We start from the raw sequence: 16,511 nt of genomic DNA on the forward strand, positions 1-16,511 counted from the left end.
GCCGCTGAATTCACGTCCCGAAATCATTGCATTTGGTGAAACGCCGGAATTGCTGGTATCCAGCCGCGTCCTTGCTTCTTCATTCGGGTGGAGGGGGTGGGGTCTTTTTACCGCAGCACCGTCAATCGGCGGGCCGGTCAAGGGGCGCAAAGCAAGGGAGAAACACATGAGAAAGATGATGACTGCGCTCGCCGCAGTAACGATGTCGATGGGCATGGCCGCGTGCGGCGAAGCACCGGAAACCGAGGTCGCCGCCGAAGAAGGCGGCATTGCGGGCACCTGGAAGGTCGATCTCGACAGCGCCTCGTTCGAAAACGACAATCGCAACTTCACGCTCGCCGACGGGCAGTTCCAGTGCGACAGCTGCACCCCGCCCTATGGCTATGCCGCCAATGGCGAGTGGCAAACGGTCGACCGGCCGGGCGTCGACAGCCAGATGATCGAAGTGGTCGACGACAACACCGTCAAATTCGCCAGCCGCCTGGGCGACAAGGACCTCGGCGGGGCGACATGGACCATCAGCGATGACGGACAGACCGCGACCGCCGAATGGACCGACCTTGGCGGCGACACGCCTGTCACCGGCAAGACGATGTACACGCGTACGGCAGCCGGTGCGGAAGGCTCGCACGCCATGTCCGGTGAATGGGCTGTAAGCGATGTGGCCGATATCAATGACGAAGGCCTTACCTTCACCTACGCCGTGGACGGCGACACGCTAACCAGCACCGGCAATGGCGACAGCTGGACGGCGACCTTTGGCGGCGATCCCGTCGCCATCGAAGGAAGCGATTCGGGTGTCATGGTGGCGGTAGAGCGTCTGTCCGACAATTCCTTCCGCGAAACCTATTCGCGCGACGGGGAAACGCTTTCGAGCACGGACATCACCATCGACGGCAACACGCTTTCCGGCGTCTCGTCCGGAGCACGCGACGGCAGCGTGGTTCGCTGGACCGCAACGCGTCAGTAAGCAGAAAAATGGAGCATCCGGCCTGCATCGCGCGGGCCGGATGTTTCGTCAGTAGCCCCGTGAAACGGCGAAGAGCGCGGCCTGCGTCATCGCCTGGCGTGCACGGCCATCGGGGAAGATCGAAAGCGCATCGATCGCGCGCTGCGCGAAATGGCGCGCACGCGCCTTGGTATCGGCAACCGCCTTGTGGCGATCGATCAGGCTGATGGCGTGTTCCAGATCCTCGTCCGAGGTGCGGAAGCCTGCAATCGCCGCCTTCCAGAATTCGCGCTCTTCCTCGCTGCCGCGCGCATAGGCGAGGATGACCGGCAGGGTCATCTTGCCTTCACGGAAATCGTCGCCGCGATCCTTGCCCATCTGGGCCGCGTCCGCATCGTAATCGAGCGCGTCGTCGACAAGCTGGAAGGCAACGCCGAGGTTGCGGCCGTATTCGTCCAGCGCCTTCTCTTCCTCGTCGCTGCATTCTGCGACCACCGCGGCAATGCGGCTGGCAGCTGCAAACAGGGCCGCGGTCTTGGCGCGGATGATGTGGAGGTAGCGTTCCTCGCTGGTGTCGATCTTGCGCTGGGCGGTCAGCTGGTCGACCTCGCCCTCGGCGATGATCGCGCTGGCGCCCGACAGGATCTTCAGAACCTTCAGGCTGCCGTCCTCGGTCATCAGCTCGAAACTGCGGCTGAACAGGAAATCGCCGACCAGAACGGTCGCGGGATTGCCGAAGATGATGTTCGCCGCCGCCTTGCCGCGCCTCAGGTCGCTGCCGTCGACGACATCGTCATGCAGCAGCGTGGCAGTGTGGATGAACTCGACCGCTGCGGCGAGCTTGTAGTGACGCGCACCGGTATATCCGACCAGTTCGGCACCGGCGAGCGTGAGCATGGGACGAAGGCGCTTCCCGCCGCCCGAGATCAGGTGTCCGGCCAGCGCCGGAATGAGCGGCACTTCGCTCTGCATCCGGTCGAGGATGACCTGGTTGACCTGGTTCATGCCGTTGGCGGTCAGCGCCAGCATGGGCTCGATCGAGGGCTCTGGCCCTTTTCGCGGAAGGGGGACGACGTCGGCAGTCATTACAGCTTGGCCATGTCCTGCCTATGCTTTCTTGGCAAGTCCGGTTTTGATGATAGCTTGGCAAGCGATGACGCAAGACACGCAACACCCCGAGGGCGAAGACGGCACGCTAGCAGGCTTCCGCAAGAGCATCGACAATATCGATGCGGCACTTGTGCATATGCTTGCCGAGCGTTTTCGCATCACGCAGGCCGTCGGCGCCTACAAGGCGAAAGCCACGCTACCGCCCGCCGATCCTGCGCGCGAAAAGGCACAGATCGCCCGTCTTCGCAGGCTCGCCGAAGAAAGCGAACTCGATCCGGAGTTTACCGAGAAGTTCCTGCGCTTCATCATCGACGAGGTGATCCGTCACCACGAACAGGCGCGCGCTGCGGACTAGCCCTCTTTGGCCATTCCCGAGCGCGGGAGTTTCAGCCTGACCATCAGGCCGCCGAGGTCCTCGCTTTCGTCCAGCTCGACCGTGCCGCCGTAGATTTCCGCGACATCGCGTACGATGGCGAGGCCGAGACCGGTTCCGGGCTTGCCCGTGTCCAGCCGCGCGCCGCGGTCGAAAATGCGGATGCGCTCGGCATCGGGAATACCCTTGCCGTCATCCTCGACCCAGATGGTGCAATTGTCGAAATCGATCGGGTCTGCATCGACCGTCACGAAGACGCTGCCGCCGCCGTATTTTGCCGCGTTTTCGATCAGGTTGCCGAGGATTTCGTCAAGGTCCTGCCGTTCGATCGCGACGGCCGCCTCGCGGTTACCATCGAGATCGAAGCGCGTGTTCTCGTAGATGCGTGTGACGGCGCGGACGACGCTTTCAGCGCTCGGCCAGACATCGGCGCGTGCGTGACCGGTCGCGCGCCGGCCCACGGCACGGGCGCGAGCCAGATGGTGCTCGACATGGCGCTGCATCGTCTTGGTCTCGCGGCAGACAAGGTCCGAAAGCTTCGGATCATGCGCGGTCGCGGCGTTGGTCAGGACGGTCAGCGGCGTCTTGAGGGCATGTGCGAGGTTGCCGGCATGAGTGCGGGCCTCCTCGGCCTGCTTCTCGCTATGCGCGAGCAGGGCGTTGATTTCCTCGACCAGCGGTTCGACCTCGAGCGGCAACGGCTCCTCGATCCGGTTCGCGCCTTCCGAACGCATCGACTGGATCGCGGCACGCACACGGCGCAGAGGTGACAGGCCGTAATAGCTCTGCAGCGCCGCCATCATCAGGAGCCCAAGGCCGAGGACCGCGAAGCTCCAGAACAGGATCGAACGGATACGCGTAATCTGGAAATCCAGCTCCTCGCGCGCCGAAGCGACCGTGAAGGTCCACTGGGTATCGCTGTCGGGCAGGATGATGTTGCGTTCGACGACACGCAGCGGCTCGTCGGCGAATTGCTCGCTGTCGTAGAAATGGGGCTCGTCGTCGACATGGCTGCCATCGACCTCGAGCGTGCGATCCCACAGGCTGCGGCTGGGATAGGGTTCCTTGTCCGGCCCGCTTATCTGCCAGTAGACGCCGCTGTTCACCTCGAGAAAGCGCTGGTCGCCGAGCGAGCGGTAGAACCGCACATCGCCCCAGTCATCGACCTCTGCCGAGGCGATCAGCGCGGTCAGGACATATTCGAGCTGGTCGTCGAAATTGCTCTGCACCTGTCGGGTGAGCGCGCGATCGAGCGCGAAACCGCCGCCCAGCAACAGGACCGAAATCCAGATACCGGCGATTACCATCATGCGCGCAGCAAGGCTGCGACGCTGGCCGGGCTTTTCGCCCATGGTTACGGGCGGCGCATCGGCAGCGGGCGCAGCATCGCCGGCTGGCAGGGAACCCGCCGCCGGACGCGCTTCGCTCGCTACATCGTCAGGATGCGCGGGGTGCGTCGGCGGGGTCGTCGAGGCTGTAACCGAGTCCACGGATGGTCGTGATCACTTCCGCACCAAGCTTCTTGCGGATGCGGGTAACGAAGACCTCGATCGTATTAGAATCGCGGTCGAAATCCTGATCGTAGATATGTTCGATCAGTTCGGTGCGGCTGACCACCTTGCCCTTGTGGTGCATGAGGTAGCTCAGCAGCTTGTATTCCTGCGCGGTCAGCTTGACCGGCTCGCCCTTCAGCGTGACGCGGCCCGAACGCGTGTCGAGACGCACGTCGCCAGCCGTCAGTTCGCTCGAGGTATTGCCCGAAGCGCGACGGATGAGCGCACGCAGGCGGGCGATGAGTTCTTCGGTCTGGAAGGGCTTGGCAAGATAATCGTCCGCGCCCGCGTCGAGGCCGGCGACCTTGTCCGACCAGCTGTCGCGCGCGGTCAGCACGAGGACGGGGAACTTGCGGCCTTCCTTGCGCCACATGCCGAGCACGGTGAGCCCGTCGATCTCGGGTAGGCCGAGGTCTAGGATTACTGCGTCGTAATCTTCGGTGGAGCCGAGGAAATGCCCATCCTCGCCATCGGTCGACAGGTCGACTGCATAGCCGTTCTGTTCGAGCGTGCTCTTGAGCTGCTGGCCCAGCGTCGGCTCGTCTTCGACGATAAGGATTCTCATGAATTTCCGTCCTTGCTAATAATCTTGCGCATGTCGTTCATGTAGATGAACGCGTCAAGATGAGCGAGGTTTCTGATGACGGAAATCAGCGGCTTCGGCGCAGGATGCGCCCTGTGCGCGCATCGACATCGACATAGAGCACGCGGCCGTCGCGGATGAACTTCAGGCGATAGGCCATGGCCGTCCGGTCATAGTCAAAGCCGAGATATTCGGCCCCGCGCATGGTCGGAAGCACGCGGTTCTCGATCTCGCGCGAACTCAGGATGTTACCCGCACGCATTTCCTTGCGCGCTTCGCCCTGGTCGGAGCGACGCTGCGCCTCTGCCGGAGTGGCAGTCAGCGGCCCGGCGACGAGGCCAAGTGCGAGCAGGGATGCGAGAAGCGGTTTCATAATGCAGTCTTACTAGGCATGGAGCATTGAACAAGGTGTGAATGTTGACGTTCACACACGTTCAGCGAACCATTTCGTATTTCACCGTCACATTGACCGAACTGCTCACCATGCCCGGTTGAACCGGGGCGGATTCCTCGGCGACATCCATCGTGGCGACCGCGCGCATCTGGGGAAACGGGCCGCTGCGGCCGGTGATCGTCTCGTTCACCTCCAGCAGGCGCAGGTCGGAATAGCCGGCTAGCCGCGCATATTCGAGCGATTGCGCGCGTGCCCGCTCCATCGCCCTGCGGCGCGCCTCGGCCTTGGCCTGCGTATCGTCCTCGAGGCTGAAACGCGGTCCGTCGAGGTCCGTCGCCCCGGCCACCACCAATGCGTCGAGCACCTTGCCTGTCTCGCCCACTTCGCGCAGCTTCACGCTGACACGGTTGCTCGCCTGATATCCGCGGAATACCTGACGCTGGGTACGCTGGTCGTAATCGTAGCGTGCATTGAGGTTGATACCGGTGGTCTGGATATCGCGCTCTGCCACGCCCAACGCCTTGAGACGGTCGATGACCTTGCGCATTTCGACCGAATTCAGCCGGAGCGCTTCGACCGCAGTCGGCGCATCGGTCGTCACGCCCGCCCCCACCGTCACGAGGTCGGGGTCGGCCTCCACCTGTTCCATCACGGTCAGTTCGACCACCGGACCTTCGGTGGAAATCTGCACCTCGGCTGCATGCGCGTTGCCCGCAATCATGGCGAGGCCGAGCGAGGGAACAAGTAGCTGTTTCATAATCTGTCTCCGTGTCGTGACGGCAAGTGTCGCTTCGCCCGCTTTACGGTTGGCTGAACAGGGTTGTTCCGCATCGCTTCGACTTCACAGCGGCCCGGATGCGCGATACGAGGCGTGGCGAAGAGGGGAACCACTGCCATGAAGTTTGCGAAACTCGTCCTTGCCGCAGCAGCCATGCTCGGCGCCGGCTTGGCCAATGCCCAGTCGATGCAGCCGGTGCCGGACCGCACGGAAGGCGAAGGCCCCTATCCCACGCTGATCGTTTCGGGCGCGACCATGATCGAAGGCTCGGGCGCACCGCCGATGGGGCCGGTCGATATCGTGATCGAAGGCAACCGGATTACGGCGATCCATGGCGGCGGCGCACCTGCCGAGGTCAAAGCGGGAGCGGCGAGAATCCTCGATGCCAAGGGCATGACCGTGATGCCGGGCTTCGTCGATACGCACGGGCACAACGGCGATCCGTCGAAGGCTGCCCAGCCCTCCTACGGCTACAAGCTGTGGCTGGCCCATGGCGTCACCAGCGTTCGCGGTGTGTCCTTCTATTTCGGTCCCGGGCAGCCGGATCTCAGCGATGCGCAGCGTAGCCGCAGCAACACGATCACCGCCCCGCGCCTTTTCCCCTACGCCGTATTCGGCGACAAGTGGGACGGCGGCGCGATCGACAGCGAGGCCAAGGCGCGCGAGTGGGTCCGCTGGGCGAAGTCGCGCGGTTTCTGGGGCATCAAGTTCTTCAACTCGCATGGTGCCGACATCCTCGGCGCAGCGCTCGACGAAGCCGAGAAACAGGGGCTCGGCACCGTCTCGCACCTCGCCCAGCCGGGAGTACAGCGCGTCAACGCGGCTAAGGCGGTCGAACTGGGCATGGATGGCATCACCCATTTCTACGGCCACTTCGAAAGCCTGCTCGATGAGAATGCCTTGCCCCGCTATCCCAAGGGCTACAATTACTTCGACGAACAATCGCGCTTCGGCTGGGTCGCACGGCTGGCCGACCAGGTGGTCGAGCCGGGTAACGAGCAGTGGGACGCCTATATCGATCACCTGCTCGACAGCGGAGTGACGCTCAGCCCCACCTTCAACATCTATTCCGCCAGCCGCGACGTGATGGCGGCCAAGAACCGTGACTGGCACGCACGCTATACGCTGCCGAGCCTGATGGATTTCTACGCGCCCAGCGCAACCAATCACGGCAGCTATTACAAGGACTGGAGCACCGAGGACGAAGTCGCATGGCGCAAGTTCTACCGCTACTGGTTCGACCTGACGAAGGAGTTCCACCGCCGCGGCGGGCGCGTCACCGTGGGCAGCGATCCGGGATATATCTACCAGACCTGGGGCTTCGCCTATGTCGGCGAGCTTGAGATGCTGCGCGAAGCCGGCCTCGAACCGCTCGAAGTGATCCGTGCCGCTACCGTTTCGGGTGCGCAGGAAATCTACGATCCGCGCGGAGAGACTGCGCCGATGGGCACGATCCAGGTCGGCAAGCTGGCCGATCTCGTCATCGTGCCGGGCAATCCGCTCGACAACCTCAAGCTGCTCTACGGCACGGGCCACACGAGGCTGAATTACGAGACGGGCGAGATCGAGCAGGTCGGCGGTGTGCGCTGGACCATCAAGGACGGCATTGTCTACGACGCGCCCGCCCTGCTTGAAGATGTGGCAAGGATGGTAGAGGAACAGCGGGCAAACTAGGGGCGCGGAAAAGGGGGATTTTCTATGAAGTTCGGAAAGACACTTGCCGTTGCGGCCATGACGCTGTCGGCGGGGATAGCGTCCACGCCGGCTTCGGCACAGGACCGCTATCTCGCGGAAGTCGTCCTCGTGGGGCAGAATTTCTGCCCTAGGGGCACCTTGCCTGCTGACGGGAAGCTTCTTCCGATTGCGCGGAATGCAGCGCTCTTTTCACTGCTCGGTACGACCTATGGTGGCGACGGACGCACCACCTTCGCCCTGCCCGATCTGCGCGGCGATGCACCAGCTGGCATGCGGTATTGCGTGGTAACCCAAGGCATCTATCCCAGCCGCAGCTAGGCCCTTTCCCTTGCGGGGCGAACCGCGCTCGATTAAGCGGCGCCCCCTATGGCACAGCCCCCAATCCTCAGCCTTGAAGGCATGGCCCTGCAGCAGGGCGGCAAATGGCTGTTCGGTGGGCCGGAAAACGAGCCGCTCGACCTGCATATCGGCCCGCGCGACCGGCTTGCGCTGATCGGCCGCAATGGCGTGGGCAAGACCACGCTGTTCCGCATGATCGACGGGCAGATCGAAACCGATGCGGGTACGCGCAAGCTCAAGCCGCATGCCAAGATCGTGCTGCTCGAACAGGACCCTGATCTCACCGGCCATGCCACGCTCATGGACTGGGCACTGTCCGGCGACCACGCGCCTCAGGAACACGAAGTCGAGGCCATTGCCGGTCAGCTCGGCATCGACATGAGCCGCGAGACCAAGGGCGCGAGCGGGGGCGAGAAGCGCCGCGCGGCGATTGCCCGCGCGCTGGCGCAGGACCCGGATCTGCTGCTCATGGACGAGCCGACCAATCACCTCGACCTTGGCGCGATCGACTGGCTGGAAGGCTGGCTCGACCGCTATCGCGGTGCCTTCGTAGTCATCAGCCATGACCGGACCTTCCTTAAGCGCCTGACCCGCGCGACCATCTGGCTCGACCGCGGCAATCTGCGCCGCAAGGAGGTCGGCTTCGGCGGCTACGAGGCTTGGGAAGAACAGGTCTATGCCGAGGAAGCCCGAGCGGCAGAGAAGCTCGATGCCAAGCTCAAGCTCGAGGCGCACTGGCTCGAGCGCGGCGTAACCGCGCGGCGCAAGCGCAACCAGGGACGGCTCGAGAAGCTGTGGCAGATGCGCGCGCAGCGTGCCTCGATGATTTCCGCCGCCGGCACCGCCAAGCTCAAGCTGGCGACCGAGGAGGAGTTCAAGTCCAAGTCGGTCATCGTCGCGGACAAGATCACGAAATCCTATGGCGACCGCACGATCATCAAGCCCTTCTCGCTGCGCATCCAGCGCGGTGACCGGATCGGTATCGTCGGCGCCAATGGCGCGGGCAAGACGACGCTCTTGAAGATGCTCACCGGCGAGCTCGAACCCGACAGCGGCACGGTCGATATCGCCAAGACGCTGACCGGCGTGATGATCGACCAGCAGCGCCAGCTCCTCACCGCCGACAAGACCGTGCGGCAGGTGCTGGCAGAGGGCGGCGACTGGATCGACGTGCGGGGCAACCGCAAGCATGTGCAGGCTTACCTGAAGGACTTCCTCTTCGATCCCAAGATCGTCGACATGAAGGTCGCGGTCCTGTCGGGCGGCGAGCGCTCGCGCCTGTTGCTGGCCCGCGAGTTCGCCAAGGCCTCCAACCTCCTCGTCCTCGACGAACCGACCAACGACCTGGACCTCGAAACGCTCGACCTGCTGCAGGAAGTCATCGCCGACTACGAAGGCACCGTGCTGATCGTCAGCCATGACCGCGACTTCCTCGACCGCACGGTGACTATCACACTGGGCCTCGACGGCACGGGCAAAGTCGACGTCGTCGCTGGCGGCTATGAGGACTGGGAGAAGAAGCGCCAGAAGCCTGTGGTCGGCAAAGCGAAGACCGAAAAGCAGGCCGACAAGCCTGCGCCGGCGCCTGCTGCGTCCAAGCCGACCAAGCTCTCCTACAAGGACCAGCGCGATTACGAGCTGCTGCCCGCGCGCATCGAGGAGTTGGAAGCAGCCATCACGCGCGGCGAAGCAATCCTCGCCGATCCCGATCTCTACACCTCAGATCCGCAGAAGTTCGCCAATGTCTCGAAGGGCATCGAAAATGCGCGAAACGAGAAGGACGCTGCGGAAGAACGCTGGCTGATGCTGGCCGAGCAGGTCGAGGCGCTTTGAGCGCGGCCGATCTCGCCACCGAGATCGCAGGTTGCCGCACCTGTGCCGCCCACCTCCCCCACGGTGTTCGTCCGGTCACCAGTTTCTCACCGACCGCCCGGTTGCTGATCATCGGTCAGGCTCCCGGATCGATCGTCCACGAGACCGGCATCCCGTGGGACGACAAGAGCGGCGACCGGCTTCGCGAGTGGACCGGCCTCTCCAAGGAGCAGATGTACGAACCCGCGCGCGTCGCGCTCGTCCCGATGGGGTTCTGCTATCCCGGGAAGGCGAGCGGAGGCGACAAGCCCCCGCGCCCCGAATGTGCGCCGCAATGGCATGACCGGATACTCGACATCCTGCCCGAAGGCCGCCTGACGCTGCTCGTCGGCACTTATGCGCAGGCGCACTACCTTCCCGAAGCGCGCAAGCTTTCGATGACCGAGCGGGTGCGCGCTTTTCGCGACTACCTCCCGCGTTTCCTCCCGTTGCCCCACCCTGCATGGCGCAGTGCGATCTGGATGAAGCAGAACCCCTGGTTCGAGGCAGAGGTGCTGCCAGTCCTGCGCGAGGCGGTTGTTGGACATATTTAGGATTGCCGCCCGTGTAGTCCCAAAGGCTGGAACACATGGAACACGGTCCTAGGATAGAACTCCCCACTCACCTGATCCGGTAGAAGTCGGCCACCCGGTCGAGCGCCAGTTTCAATACCAGTTTGCCGCTACGCGCAGGCCAGCCGAGCCCCTTTTCCGCCTCGGGCAGCCCTTCGCAGCCGCAGGCCACGCGCCAGAGGATATCCTTCAGCCCTGCGCCTGCCTCGGCCATCGCCCCGTCAAAGCGCGCTTTCGCAGCCAATTGCCGCTCCGATGACGTCAAGCCGTCACCACCTCCGCCTCCGTCCACGCGCACCGGGTCCCAGCGCATCGTGACAGAGGGCGACAATTGCGCCCGCTCGTAATCGGCGCGCAGCCGCTCACCCGCATCGAACTGGCGATCATCGAGGTGGCCTCGCGAATGCAGCCATGTGAGCGGGCTTTCGCCCAAGTTCATCGTGACGCTGCGCGTCTTGCGCGTCGGAGAGCCTGCGCGCCGCGGCCCGACTTCGGTGAGTTCCCGTTCTACCAGTTCCCTGCGCATATTGCCGTCTCCTCGCTGTCAGTGGACGACGGGCTTGCAAACATCCGGTTAGTGTAGGAAAGAGAAAACACCGATTTGGTTAGAAGGATTTGTCAGCGTCATGATCAACCGCATCCGCGATATCCGCAAGCAAAAGGGCATGACGCTGGCCGATCTCGCCGAAGCATGCGTCCCGCCCACTACTCCGCAAACGGTCGGGCGGCTCGAAACGGGCATGCGCAACCTCTCGCTCAAATGGATGGAGCGGATCGGTGCCGCCTTGGGCGTCGAGCCAGAAGTACTGGTCCGTTCCGAAAAGGCCGATCACCCGCAGGTGGTGGCGACGTTAGGCCAGGCCGGCCCCGAGGCATTGACCGAAACGCGCGATGCGATCCTCGCCACCGACCTCGGCAGCGAGGGTGCATTGGTGGTCCTGACGATCGACTATCCCCACGGCGAATACCGCCCCGGCGACCAGCTGTGGCTGCGCCAGCTCGCTCCTGAGGATGCGGGGCGTGCGGTCAATCGCGATGTGCTGGTGCCCAAGAGCGGCGGGCGCTTCGCCTTCGGCCGCCTGATCGACCGGCAGGGCAACCTCGTCGGACTGCTTCCGCCGGGTCACGGCGAAAAGCAGCAGGTCGTGGACAACCCTGCGTGGATCGGTGTGGCAGAGATGCTGGTCCGCCGCCTCTAGAGGCAGCGGACACCAGCGATCAGACTTCGCCGCGCAGTTTCTTTTCCTGCTTGTCGGCGATGGTTTCTTCCGGAACGAAGCTGTCCGAATTGACCCCCATCCACACCAGCAGCGGCGAAGCCATGTAGACCGAGGAATAGGTACCGACGAACAGGCCCCAGGTGATGCCGACCGTAAGGCCGAACAGGCTGGCCGGACCGAAGAACAGCAGCGGCAGGAGCGCCACGAGCAGGGTCAGCGAGGTCATCACCGTTCGGGCGAGCGTTTCGTTGACCGAGAGGTCGAGCAGCTCGGGCAGTTCCATCTTGCGGTACTTCTTCAGGTTCTCGCGGATGCGGTCGTAAACGACGATCGTATCGTTGAGCGAATAACCGATGATCGCAAGGATCGCGGCGATGATCTGCAGGCTGAACTCGATCTGGAACAGCGAGAACAGCCCCAATGTCAGCGAGACGTCGTGGAACAGCGCGAACAGCGCGCCCACGCCGAATTGCCATTCGAAGCGGATCCAGATGTAGAGCGCAACGGCCAGCATCGCGTAGATCAAGGCCAGCGTGGCGTCGGTGCGGAACTCACCTGAAACCTTGCCCGACACGTTGTCGTTGCCGTCGATCCGGATGTCCGGATGATTGGCCTGCAAATCCGCGATCACCGCGGAAGCCGCGGCCTGTGCGGCTTCCTTGTCGCTCGACACTTCGTCCGTCAGGCGAACGCGGATCGAAACCTGGTTGTCCTCGCCAAAGCGCTGGACGACCGGCTCTCCATAACCAAGTTCGGCGATCTCCGACCGGAGCTGCACGACAGGTGCCTGTTCGCTCTGTTCGAACGTCGCCCGCACTTCGAGGCCGCCGGCGAAATCGACGCCGTAGTTGAGACCCTTGGTCAGCACGAGCGCCCAGCTCGCCGCGATCAGAAGGATGCTGACCACGAAGAAAGGCACGCGCCATTTCAGGAATTTGATGTTGGTGTCGTCGGGGACGAGCTTGAGCAGTTTCATTGTTCGTCCTCCTTAAAGGTTGATGTCCGTGGGCCGCGTCTTGCGGAGCCATCCGGCCACCCACATCCGGGTCAGCGGCACAGCGGTAAAGACCGAGGTGAACAGGCCCACTACGAGAACCACGGCGAAGCCCTTGATCGGGCCGGAACCGAAGTTGAACAGCAGCACGCCTGCGATGAAGTTGGTGATGTTCGCATCGTAGATGGCGCGGCTGGCTTCTTTGTAGCCATTCTCGACAGCTGCCATCACGCGGCGCCCTCGTTTCCGCTCTTCACGGATACGCTCGTTGATCAGCACGTTGGCGTCGACCGCGGCACCGATGGTCAGCACGAAGCCCGCGATACCCGGCAGGGTTAGTGTGGCATTGAGCGCCGCCATGATGCCCAGCAGCATCAGCACGTTGATGACGAGCGCGACGGTCGAATAGATACCGAAGCGACCGTAGGTGACGATCATCAACAGCATGACCAGCAGCGTGCCGATGCCCATGGCAAGCATCCCCTGCTTGATCGAATCGGCGCCGAGGTCGGGCCCGACAGTGCGTTCCTCGACCACTGCAAGATCGACCGGCAGCGCACCCGAACGAAGCTGGATGGCGAGATTGTTGGCACTCTCCACCGTGAAGCTGCCCGAGATCTGCGACTGGCCGTTGACGATCGGCTCCTGCATGACCGGGGCCGAAATGACTTCATCATCGAGGATGATCGCGAATTGCCGTTTCGTGTACTGGGTCGTCATGACGCGGAATTTGTTGCCGCCTTCGGGGTTGAAGGCGATCGACACGACCGGCTCGTTGGTGCGGCTGTCGAAGCTCTGCTGCGCGCTGGTCAGCGTTTCGCCGCTGATCCCGCCGAGACGTTCCACGACGACACCGAAGCCCTGGCCGCGCGCGTCTGCCGCATAGGGAACGACTTCACCGCCGGAGACGAAGCCGCGTTCGACCTCTTCCTGCGTTGCCTGGCGCTGGACCAGCTTGAATTCGAGCTGTGCGGTCTTGCCGAGCAGTTCCTTGAGCTGTTCGGGATCCTGCAGGCCGGGCACCTGGACCACGATGCGGGTGTCGCCCTGGCGCAGGATCGTCGGCTCGCGCGTGCCGAGGCCGTCGATACGGATGCCGACGGTGCGCAGCGCGCCTTCCATCGCTTCATCCACGGCATTCTCGAGGCCGGCAGCGGTCTGCGTCAGCACGAAGCGCTGGCCGTCTACCACCTGCAGGTCCCATTCGCGGACCGGGCCGGTGCCGTTGATCAGCCCTTCGATTTCTGCGCGTGCGCGGTCGATATCCGCAGCATCGCTGAGCAGGAAGCTGAGCTGGCCACCTTCGGTCGATACATCGCCGATGCGGATGCGCGGGTCGGCACGGCGCATGGCGTTGCGAACGCCTTCTTCCATGTCTTCGAGGCGCGACGCCTCGACCTGCGCCGGATCGGCTTCGAGTAGGATGTGGCTACCGCCGGCAAGGTCGAGCCCGAGGTTGACCGTCGGGTTCGGCAGCTGCTCGGGCCAGGCAGTGTTGGTGAGCGAGAAGATCGAAGGCAGTGCGGCGAGCGCACCGAGCAGGGCGATGCCCCACAACATTACCTTCTTCCATGTCGGAAATTCGAGCATTGTGGCGGTCTACCCCTTAGCCTTCCTTGAGGGCCGGATCAGTCGTTGGCCGGTTTGGCGGGCTTGGCGTTCAGCACGTCGCCAATGGTGTGCTTCACTGCGCGCACCTTTATGCCCTTGGCCAGTTCCAGTTCGACGAACTGCTCTTCGACCTTGGTGATCTTGCCGACGAGACCGCCTGCAGTGACCACCTCGTCACCCTTCTTCAGGCCTTCGACCTTTTCGCGGTGCGCCTTCTGCTGGCGCAGCTGCGGGCGGATCATCAGGAACCAGAAAACCGCGAAGATCGCGATCCAGGGCAGGATCTGCAGCCATACCGGCGGCTGGTCTGCGGCAGTGCCGGCGGAGGCGAGGATATCGAGCATGTGTGGTCGGACCTGTTATTAAGTTCGTGTCTGGTGCGAAAGCGAAGTGGGTGACGCACATGCGGGCTTCAAGCCCTCTTGCGATCCCCCTTCCACATTGGTGGCGGGCGGTTAGCAGCAATGGATGGAACTCGCAACGAATTGAGCGCCACAAGGCTTGCATCGCCGAAATGCCGAGCCTATAGGGCCGCCTCCACTGGTTTCGGGATGTAGCGCAGCCTGGTAGCGCACCATACTGGGGGTGTGGGGGTCGCTGGTTCGAATCCAGTCATCCCGACCAGTGGTATTCCCCAAAATTCGAAGATTGTGATCGCAGCCGGATTGCGGCTCGCGATGCCGGCGACTTAGCCGGGGCTCTGCGAATTCTCGCCGCCGCTGGCCGCGATGAGCGCGGTCGCGAAGAAACCGACGACGAGGCCGATTGCCGTCGAACCACCGAAGGCGCCGCCCGAATTCTCGGCGGTGCCGCCGTCGAGATAGGCGCCGGCAAGGCAGCCGTTCTCGTCCGACCAGTCGAGCCAGTCTTCCCAGGTGTAGAGATCACCGTCCGACACTGCGCGGTAGCGTTTGCCGGCGAATCGCCACGTATCGGGCGAATTGCCCTGATCGATCCACTTCCGCCATTCTTCCTCATAGCGGCCGCAGTCCCATTCCTCGGGCGCCTCGAGCGCGCCGACGCTGTCCGAAGCGATCGGCGCCGCATCGGCCTGCGCAATGGCAGTATTCGCCGCAAGCGATGCTGCGGCGGCCATCAGCGTGATCGGTAGGATTTTGCGCATTGCGTCAGGGTTCCGGCGAAGTGTTCTTCGCGCACTTCAATACCCGCAATGCGTGAATTTTCAATGACCGTTCGCATATTCGATTCGCAATTGGATAATCCACTTTCCTACTTGAACCGATTTGGCGATCTTCCTGCGTGACAGGAGAAGAATAATGGCCCTCGTAGAATCGCTCATCGGTCCGATCGCTTCGATCATCGACAAGATCATCCCCGACAAACAGGCGCGCGCAAAAGCCAAGCTGGAGCTTCTCGCGCTCGAAGGCACGCACGAAATGAAACAGATCGAAGCACGCCTCTCGGCAATCGTGGCTGAGGCGCGATCCGCGGACCCGTGGACCAGCCGGGCGCGCCCCAGCTTCCTCTATGTCATGTATGCCATGATCCTCTTCGCCCTGCCGATGGGAGTGCTGGCGGCATTCTCCCCCCAGGCGGCGGAGGATATCGGCAGCGGGATCACGACTTACCTCAGAGGCCTCCCCGAGGAGCTGTACGCACTCTTCGGCACCGGCTACCTCGGCTACACCGCTGCGAGGCAGTGGGGAAAAGTGAAGGGGGTCGCGGGCTAAAGCGCCCTCCTGAATGAAAAGCTAGTTTTGCATATTGACAAGTATACTTGGCATTCATACCTGCTGGAGGAGACTTCAGGAGATGAACCATGTCGAACAAGAGCAAACGGACCGGCAGCTTTCTCGATCTTGCACTGGTCGCGGGACTTGTCGGCTTCTGCATTACACTGGTTTCCACCGGCACAGGGCGCGGTCTTCTCGTCACCGCGTTATTGATCGGCATGGCTTTGCTCATCACCGGCATCGGCATCTGGCGTGAAGCCTATCGCGAAAGCCAGCTGGACGAAGTGGAGATGGCAGGAAACAGCTTCGGAGCCCTCTGGGGCATCTGCGCTGTAATTCTGCTGACGCTGCTGTCGGTTTTCCTCACCCCGCTGCAGGGACTGATTACGGGTTTCGCGCAAAGCTTCGATCCAGTCTCGTCGCCTTTCCCGATCGAGGTCCGCCTGTTCGTGCTCGGCCTGATCTGCGCACTTGCCCTGCAACTCATGACCAAGACTGTGGTCAGCGCCATCTGGCACCGCCTGAAAAGCTGAGCGGCCCGTGGACAACCGCATACGCATCTTGCGCGCCGAGAAGCGCTGGAGCCAGGCCGAATTGGCCGAAAAGGTCGGGGTTTCGCGAAATTCGATCAACTCGGTCGAGAACGGGAAATTCGATCCCTCGCTTACGCTGGCCTTTCGCATCGCTCATGTCTTCGGCGAGTCGGTAGATTCGATCTTCGACAAGACAGAAGCAGTCGCAGACCTGGACCAATAGATCTTTCGTCGCTCTTCCCGCTTTGAGAGCGCTACAACC

At 62.9% G+C, this 16,511-nt stretch carries 20 protein-coding genes and 1 tRNA gene; 11 read left to right on the forward strand and 10 right to left on the reverse strand.

Annotated elements, in window-relative coordinates:
- The first annotated feature begins 166 nt into the window (after nt 1-166).
- Nucleotides 167-970, forward strand: coding sequence for a hypothetical protein (locus K3165_RS03890; protein WP_221547500.1), 804 nt, complete (start codon nt 167-169; stop codon nt 968-970).
- Between the two features lie 48 nt (nt 971-1,018).
- Here K3165_RS03890 and K3165_RS03895 read toward each other — a convergent pair whose 3' ends face one another.
- Nucleotides 1,019-2,035 carry a polyprenyl synthetase family protein gene (locus K3165_RS03895; RefSeq protein ID WP_221547501.1) on the reverse strand — a complete coding sequence of 339 codons (1,017 nt, stop codon included), beginning with the start codon at nt 2,033-2,035 and terminating at the stop codon, nt 1,019-1,021.
- A 67-nt stretch (nt 2,036-2,102) separates the two neighbouring features.
- Between K3165_RS03895 and K3165_RS03900 the strand changes: the two genes are divergently transcribed.
- Nucleotides 2,103-2,414: a chorismate mutase gene (locus K3165_RS03900; protein WP_221547502.1), complete on the forward strand. Its 312-nt coding sequence runs from the start codon at nt 2,103-2,105 to the stop codon at nt 2,412-2,414.
- On the opposite strand, the gene K3165_RS03905 is transcribed toward K3165_RS03900, so the two are convergent.
- The 4 genes from K3165_RS03905 to K3165_RS03920 form a co-directional block, all read right to left on the reverse strand.
- Nucleotides 2,411-3,922 (reverse strand): sensor histidine kinase, encoded by a 1,512-nt coding sequence (locus tag K3165_RS03905; RefSeq protein WP_425594393.1) that lies wholly within the window; start codon nt 3,920-3,922, stop codon nt 2,411-2,413. The two genes, K3165_RS03900 and K3165_RS03905, sit on opposite strands and share 4 nt — an antisense overlap.
- On the reverse strand, nt 3,870-4,550 hold the full coding sequence (locus K3165_RS03910; RefSeq protein WP_221428849.1) for a response regulator transcription factor: 681 nt from the start codon (nt 4,548-4,550) through the stop codon (nt 3,870-3,872). Before K3165_RS03910 ends, K3165_RS03905 begins: the two co-directional genes overlap by 53 nt.
- A gap of 85 nt (nt 4,551-4,635) precedes the next feature.
- Nucleotides 4,636-4,941, reverse strand: a complete 306-nt coding sequence (locus tag K3165_RS03915) for a PepSY domain-containing protein (protein WP_221431544.1) — start codon at nt 4,939-4,941, stop codon at nt 4,636-4,638.
- 61 nt (nt 4,942-5,002) lie between these two features.
- Complete coding sequence (locus K3165_RS03920) at nt 5,003-5,719, reverse strand: SIMPL domain-containing protein (protein ID WP_221547503.1); 717 nt, start codon at nt 5,717-5,719, stop codon at nt 5,003-5,005.
- Nucleotides 5,720-5,857: 138 nt separating this feature from the next.
- Between K3165_RS03920 and K3165_RS03925 the strand changes: the two genes are divergently transcribed.
- From K3165_RS03925 to K3165_RS03940, 4 genes are read left to right on the forward strand one after another with little or no spacing between them, the layout of a single operon-like run.
- A complete protein-coding gene (locus K3165_RS03925; protein ID WP_221547504.1) occupies nt 5,858-7,414 on the forward strand; it encodes an amidohydrolase family protein in 1,557 nt (518 codons plus the stop codon).
- Between the two features lie 24 nt (nt 7,415-7,438).
- On the forward strand, nt 7,439-7,753 hold the full coding sequence (locus K3165_RS03930) for a phage tail protein (RefSeq protein WP_221547505.1): 315 nt from the start codon (nt 7,439-7,441) through the stop codon (nt 7,751-7,753).
- Nucleotides 7,754-7,801: 48 nt separating this feature from the next.
- On the forward strand, nt 7,802-9,607 hold the full coding sequence (locus K3165_RS03935; protein ID WP_221547506.1) for an ABC-F family ATP-binding cassette domain-containing protein: 1,806 nt from the start codon (nt 7,802-7,804) through the stop codon (nt 9,605-9,607).
- The gene (locus K3165_RS03940; protein ID WP_221547507.1) at nt 9,604-10,179 is read left to right on the forward strand and encodes a uracil-DNA glycosylase family protein; all 576 of its coding nucleotides are present in this window, start codon (nt 9,604-9,606) and stop codon (nt 10,177-10,179) included. The genes K3165_RS03935 and K3165_RS03940 overlap by 4 nt, the downstream gene beginning before the upstream one ends.
- Before the next feature lie 67 nt (nt 10,180-10,246).
- Here the strand turns inward: K3165_RS03940 and K3165_RS03945 are convergent, their stop codons facing one another.
- Nucleotides 10,247-10,723: a DUF6456 domain-containing protein gene (locus K3165_RS03945; RefSeq protein ID WP_221547508.1), complete on the reverse strand. Its 477-nt coding sequence runs from the start codon at nt 10,721-10,723 to the stop codon at nt 10,247-10,249.
- Between the two features lie 100 nt (nt 10,724-10,823).
- Between K3165_RS03945 and K3165_RS03950 the strand changes: the two genes are divergently transcribed.
- Nucleotides 10,824-11,396, forward strand: coding sequence for a helix-turn-helix transcriptional regulator (locus K3165_RS03950; RefSeq protein WP_221547509.1), 573 nt, complete (start codon nt 10,824-10,826; stop codon nt 11,394-11,396).
- A 19-nt stretch (nt 11,397-11,415) separates the two neighbouring features.
- Here K3165_RS03950 and secF read toward each other — a convergent pair whose 3' ends face one another.
- Genes secF through yajC form a run of 3 tightly spaced genes read right to left on the reverse strand, consistent with a single transcriptional unit; the run spans nt 11,416 to nt 14,366 of the window.
- Nucleotides 11,416-12,393 carry a protein translocase subunit SecF gene (secF, locus tag K3165_RS03955; RefSeq protein WP_221547510.1) on the reverse strand — a complete coding sequence of 326 codons (978 nt, stop codon included), beginning with the start codon at nt 12,391-12,393 and terminating at the stop codon, nt 11,416-11,418.
- Between the two features lie 12 nt (nt 12,394-12,405).
- Nucleotides 12,406-14,001 carry a protein translocase subunit SecD gene (secD, locus tag K3165_RS03960; RefSeq protein ID WP_221547511.1) on the reverse strand — a complete coding sequence of 532 codons (1,596 nt, stop codon included), beginning with the start codon at nt 13,999-14,001 and terminating at the stop codon, nt 12,406-12,408.
- A 38-nt stretch (nt 14,002-14,039) separates the two neighbouring features.
- A complete protein-coding gene (gene yajC, locus K3165_RS03965) occupies nt 14,040-14,366 on the reverse strand; it encodes a preprotein translocase subunit YajC (RefSeq protein WP_221547512.1) in 327 nt (108 codons plus the stop codon).
- 203 nt (nt 14,367-14,569) lie between these two features.
- Here yajC and K3165_RS03970 point away from each other — a divergent pair.
- Nucleotides 14,570-14,646, forward strand: a tRNA-Pro gene (locus K3165_RS03970).
- Between the two features lie 64 nt (nt 14,647-14,710).
- Here the strand turns inward: K3165_RS03970 and K3165_RS03975 are convergent.
- Entirely contained in the window at nt 14,711-15,145 is a 435-nt protein-coding gene (locus K3165_RS03975) for a hypothetical protein (RefSeq protein WP_221547513.1), read from the reverse strand.
- A 154-nt stretch (nt 15,146-15,299) separates the two neighbouring features.
- Between K3165_RS03975 and K3165_RS03980 the strand changes: the two genes are divergently transcribed.
- From K3165_RS03980 to K3165_RS03990, 3 genes are all read left to right on the forward strand, one after another.
- Nucleotides 15,300-15,713 carry a holin family protein gene (locus tag K3165_RS03980; RefSeq protein ID WP_221547514.1) on the forward strand — a complete coding sequence of 138 codons (414 nt, stop codon included), beginning with the start codon at nt 15,300-15,302 and terminating at the stop codon, nt 15,711-15,713.
- Nucleotides 15,714-15,802: 89 nt separating this feature from the next.
- A complete protein-coding gene (locus tag K3165_RS03985; RefSeq protein ID WP_221547515.1) occupies nt 15,803-16,249 on the forward strand; it encodes a hypothetical protein in 447 nt (148 codons plus the stop codon).
- A gap of 7 nt (nt 16,250-16,256) precedes the next feature.
- On the forward strand, nt 16,257-16,472 hold the full coding sequence (locus K3165_RS03990) for a helix-turn-helix transcriptional regulator (protein WP_221547516.1): 216 nt from the start codon (nt 16,257-16,259) through the stop codon (nt 16,470-16,472).
- Nucleotides 16,473-16,511: the final 39 nt, after the last annotated feature.

The sequence above is a fragment of the Qipengyuania xiamenensis genome, from assembly GCF_019711495.1.
Lineage (GTDB): Bacteria > Pseudomonadota > Alphaproteobacteria > Sphingomonadales > Sphingomonadaceae > Qipengyuania > Qipengyuania xiamenensis.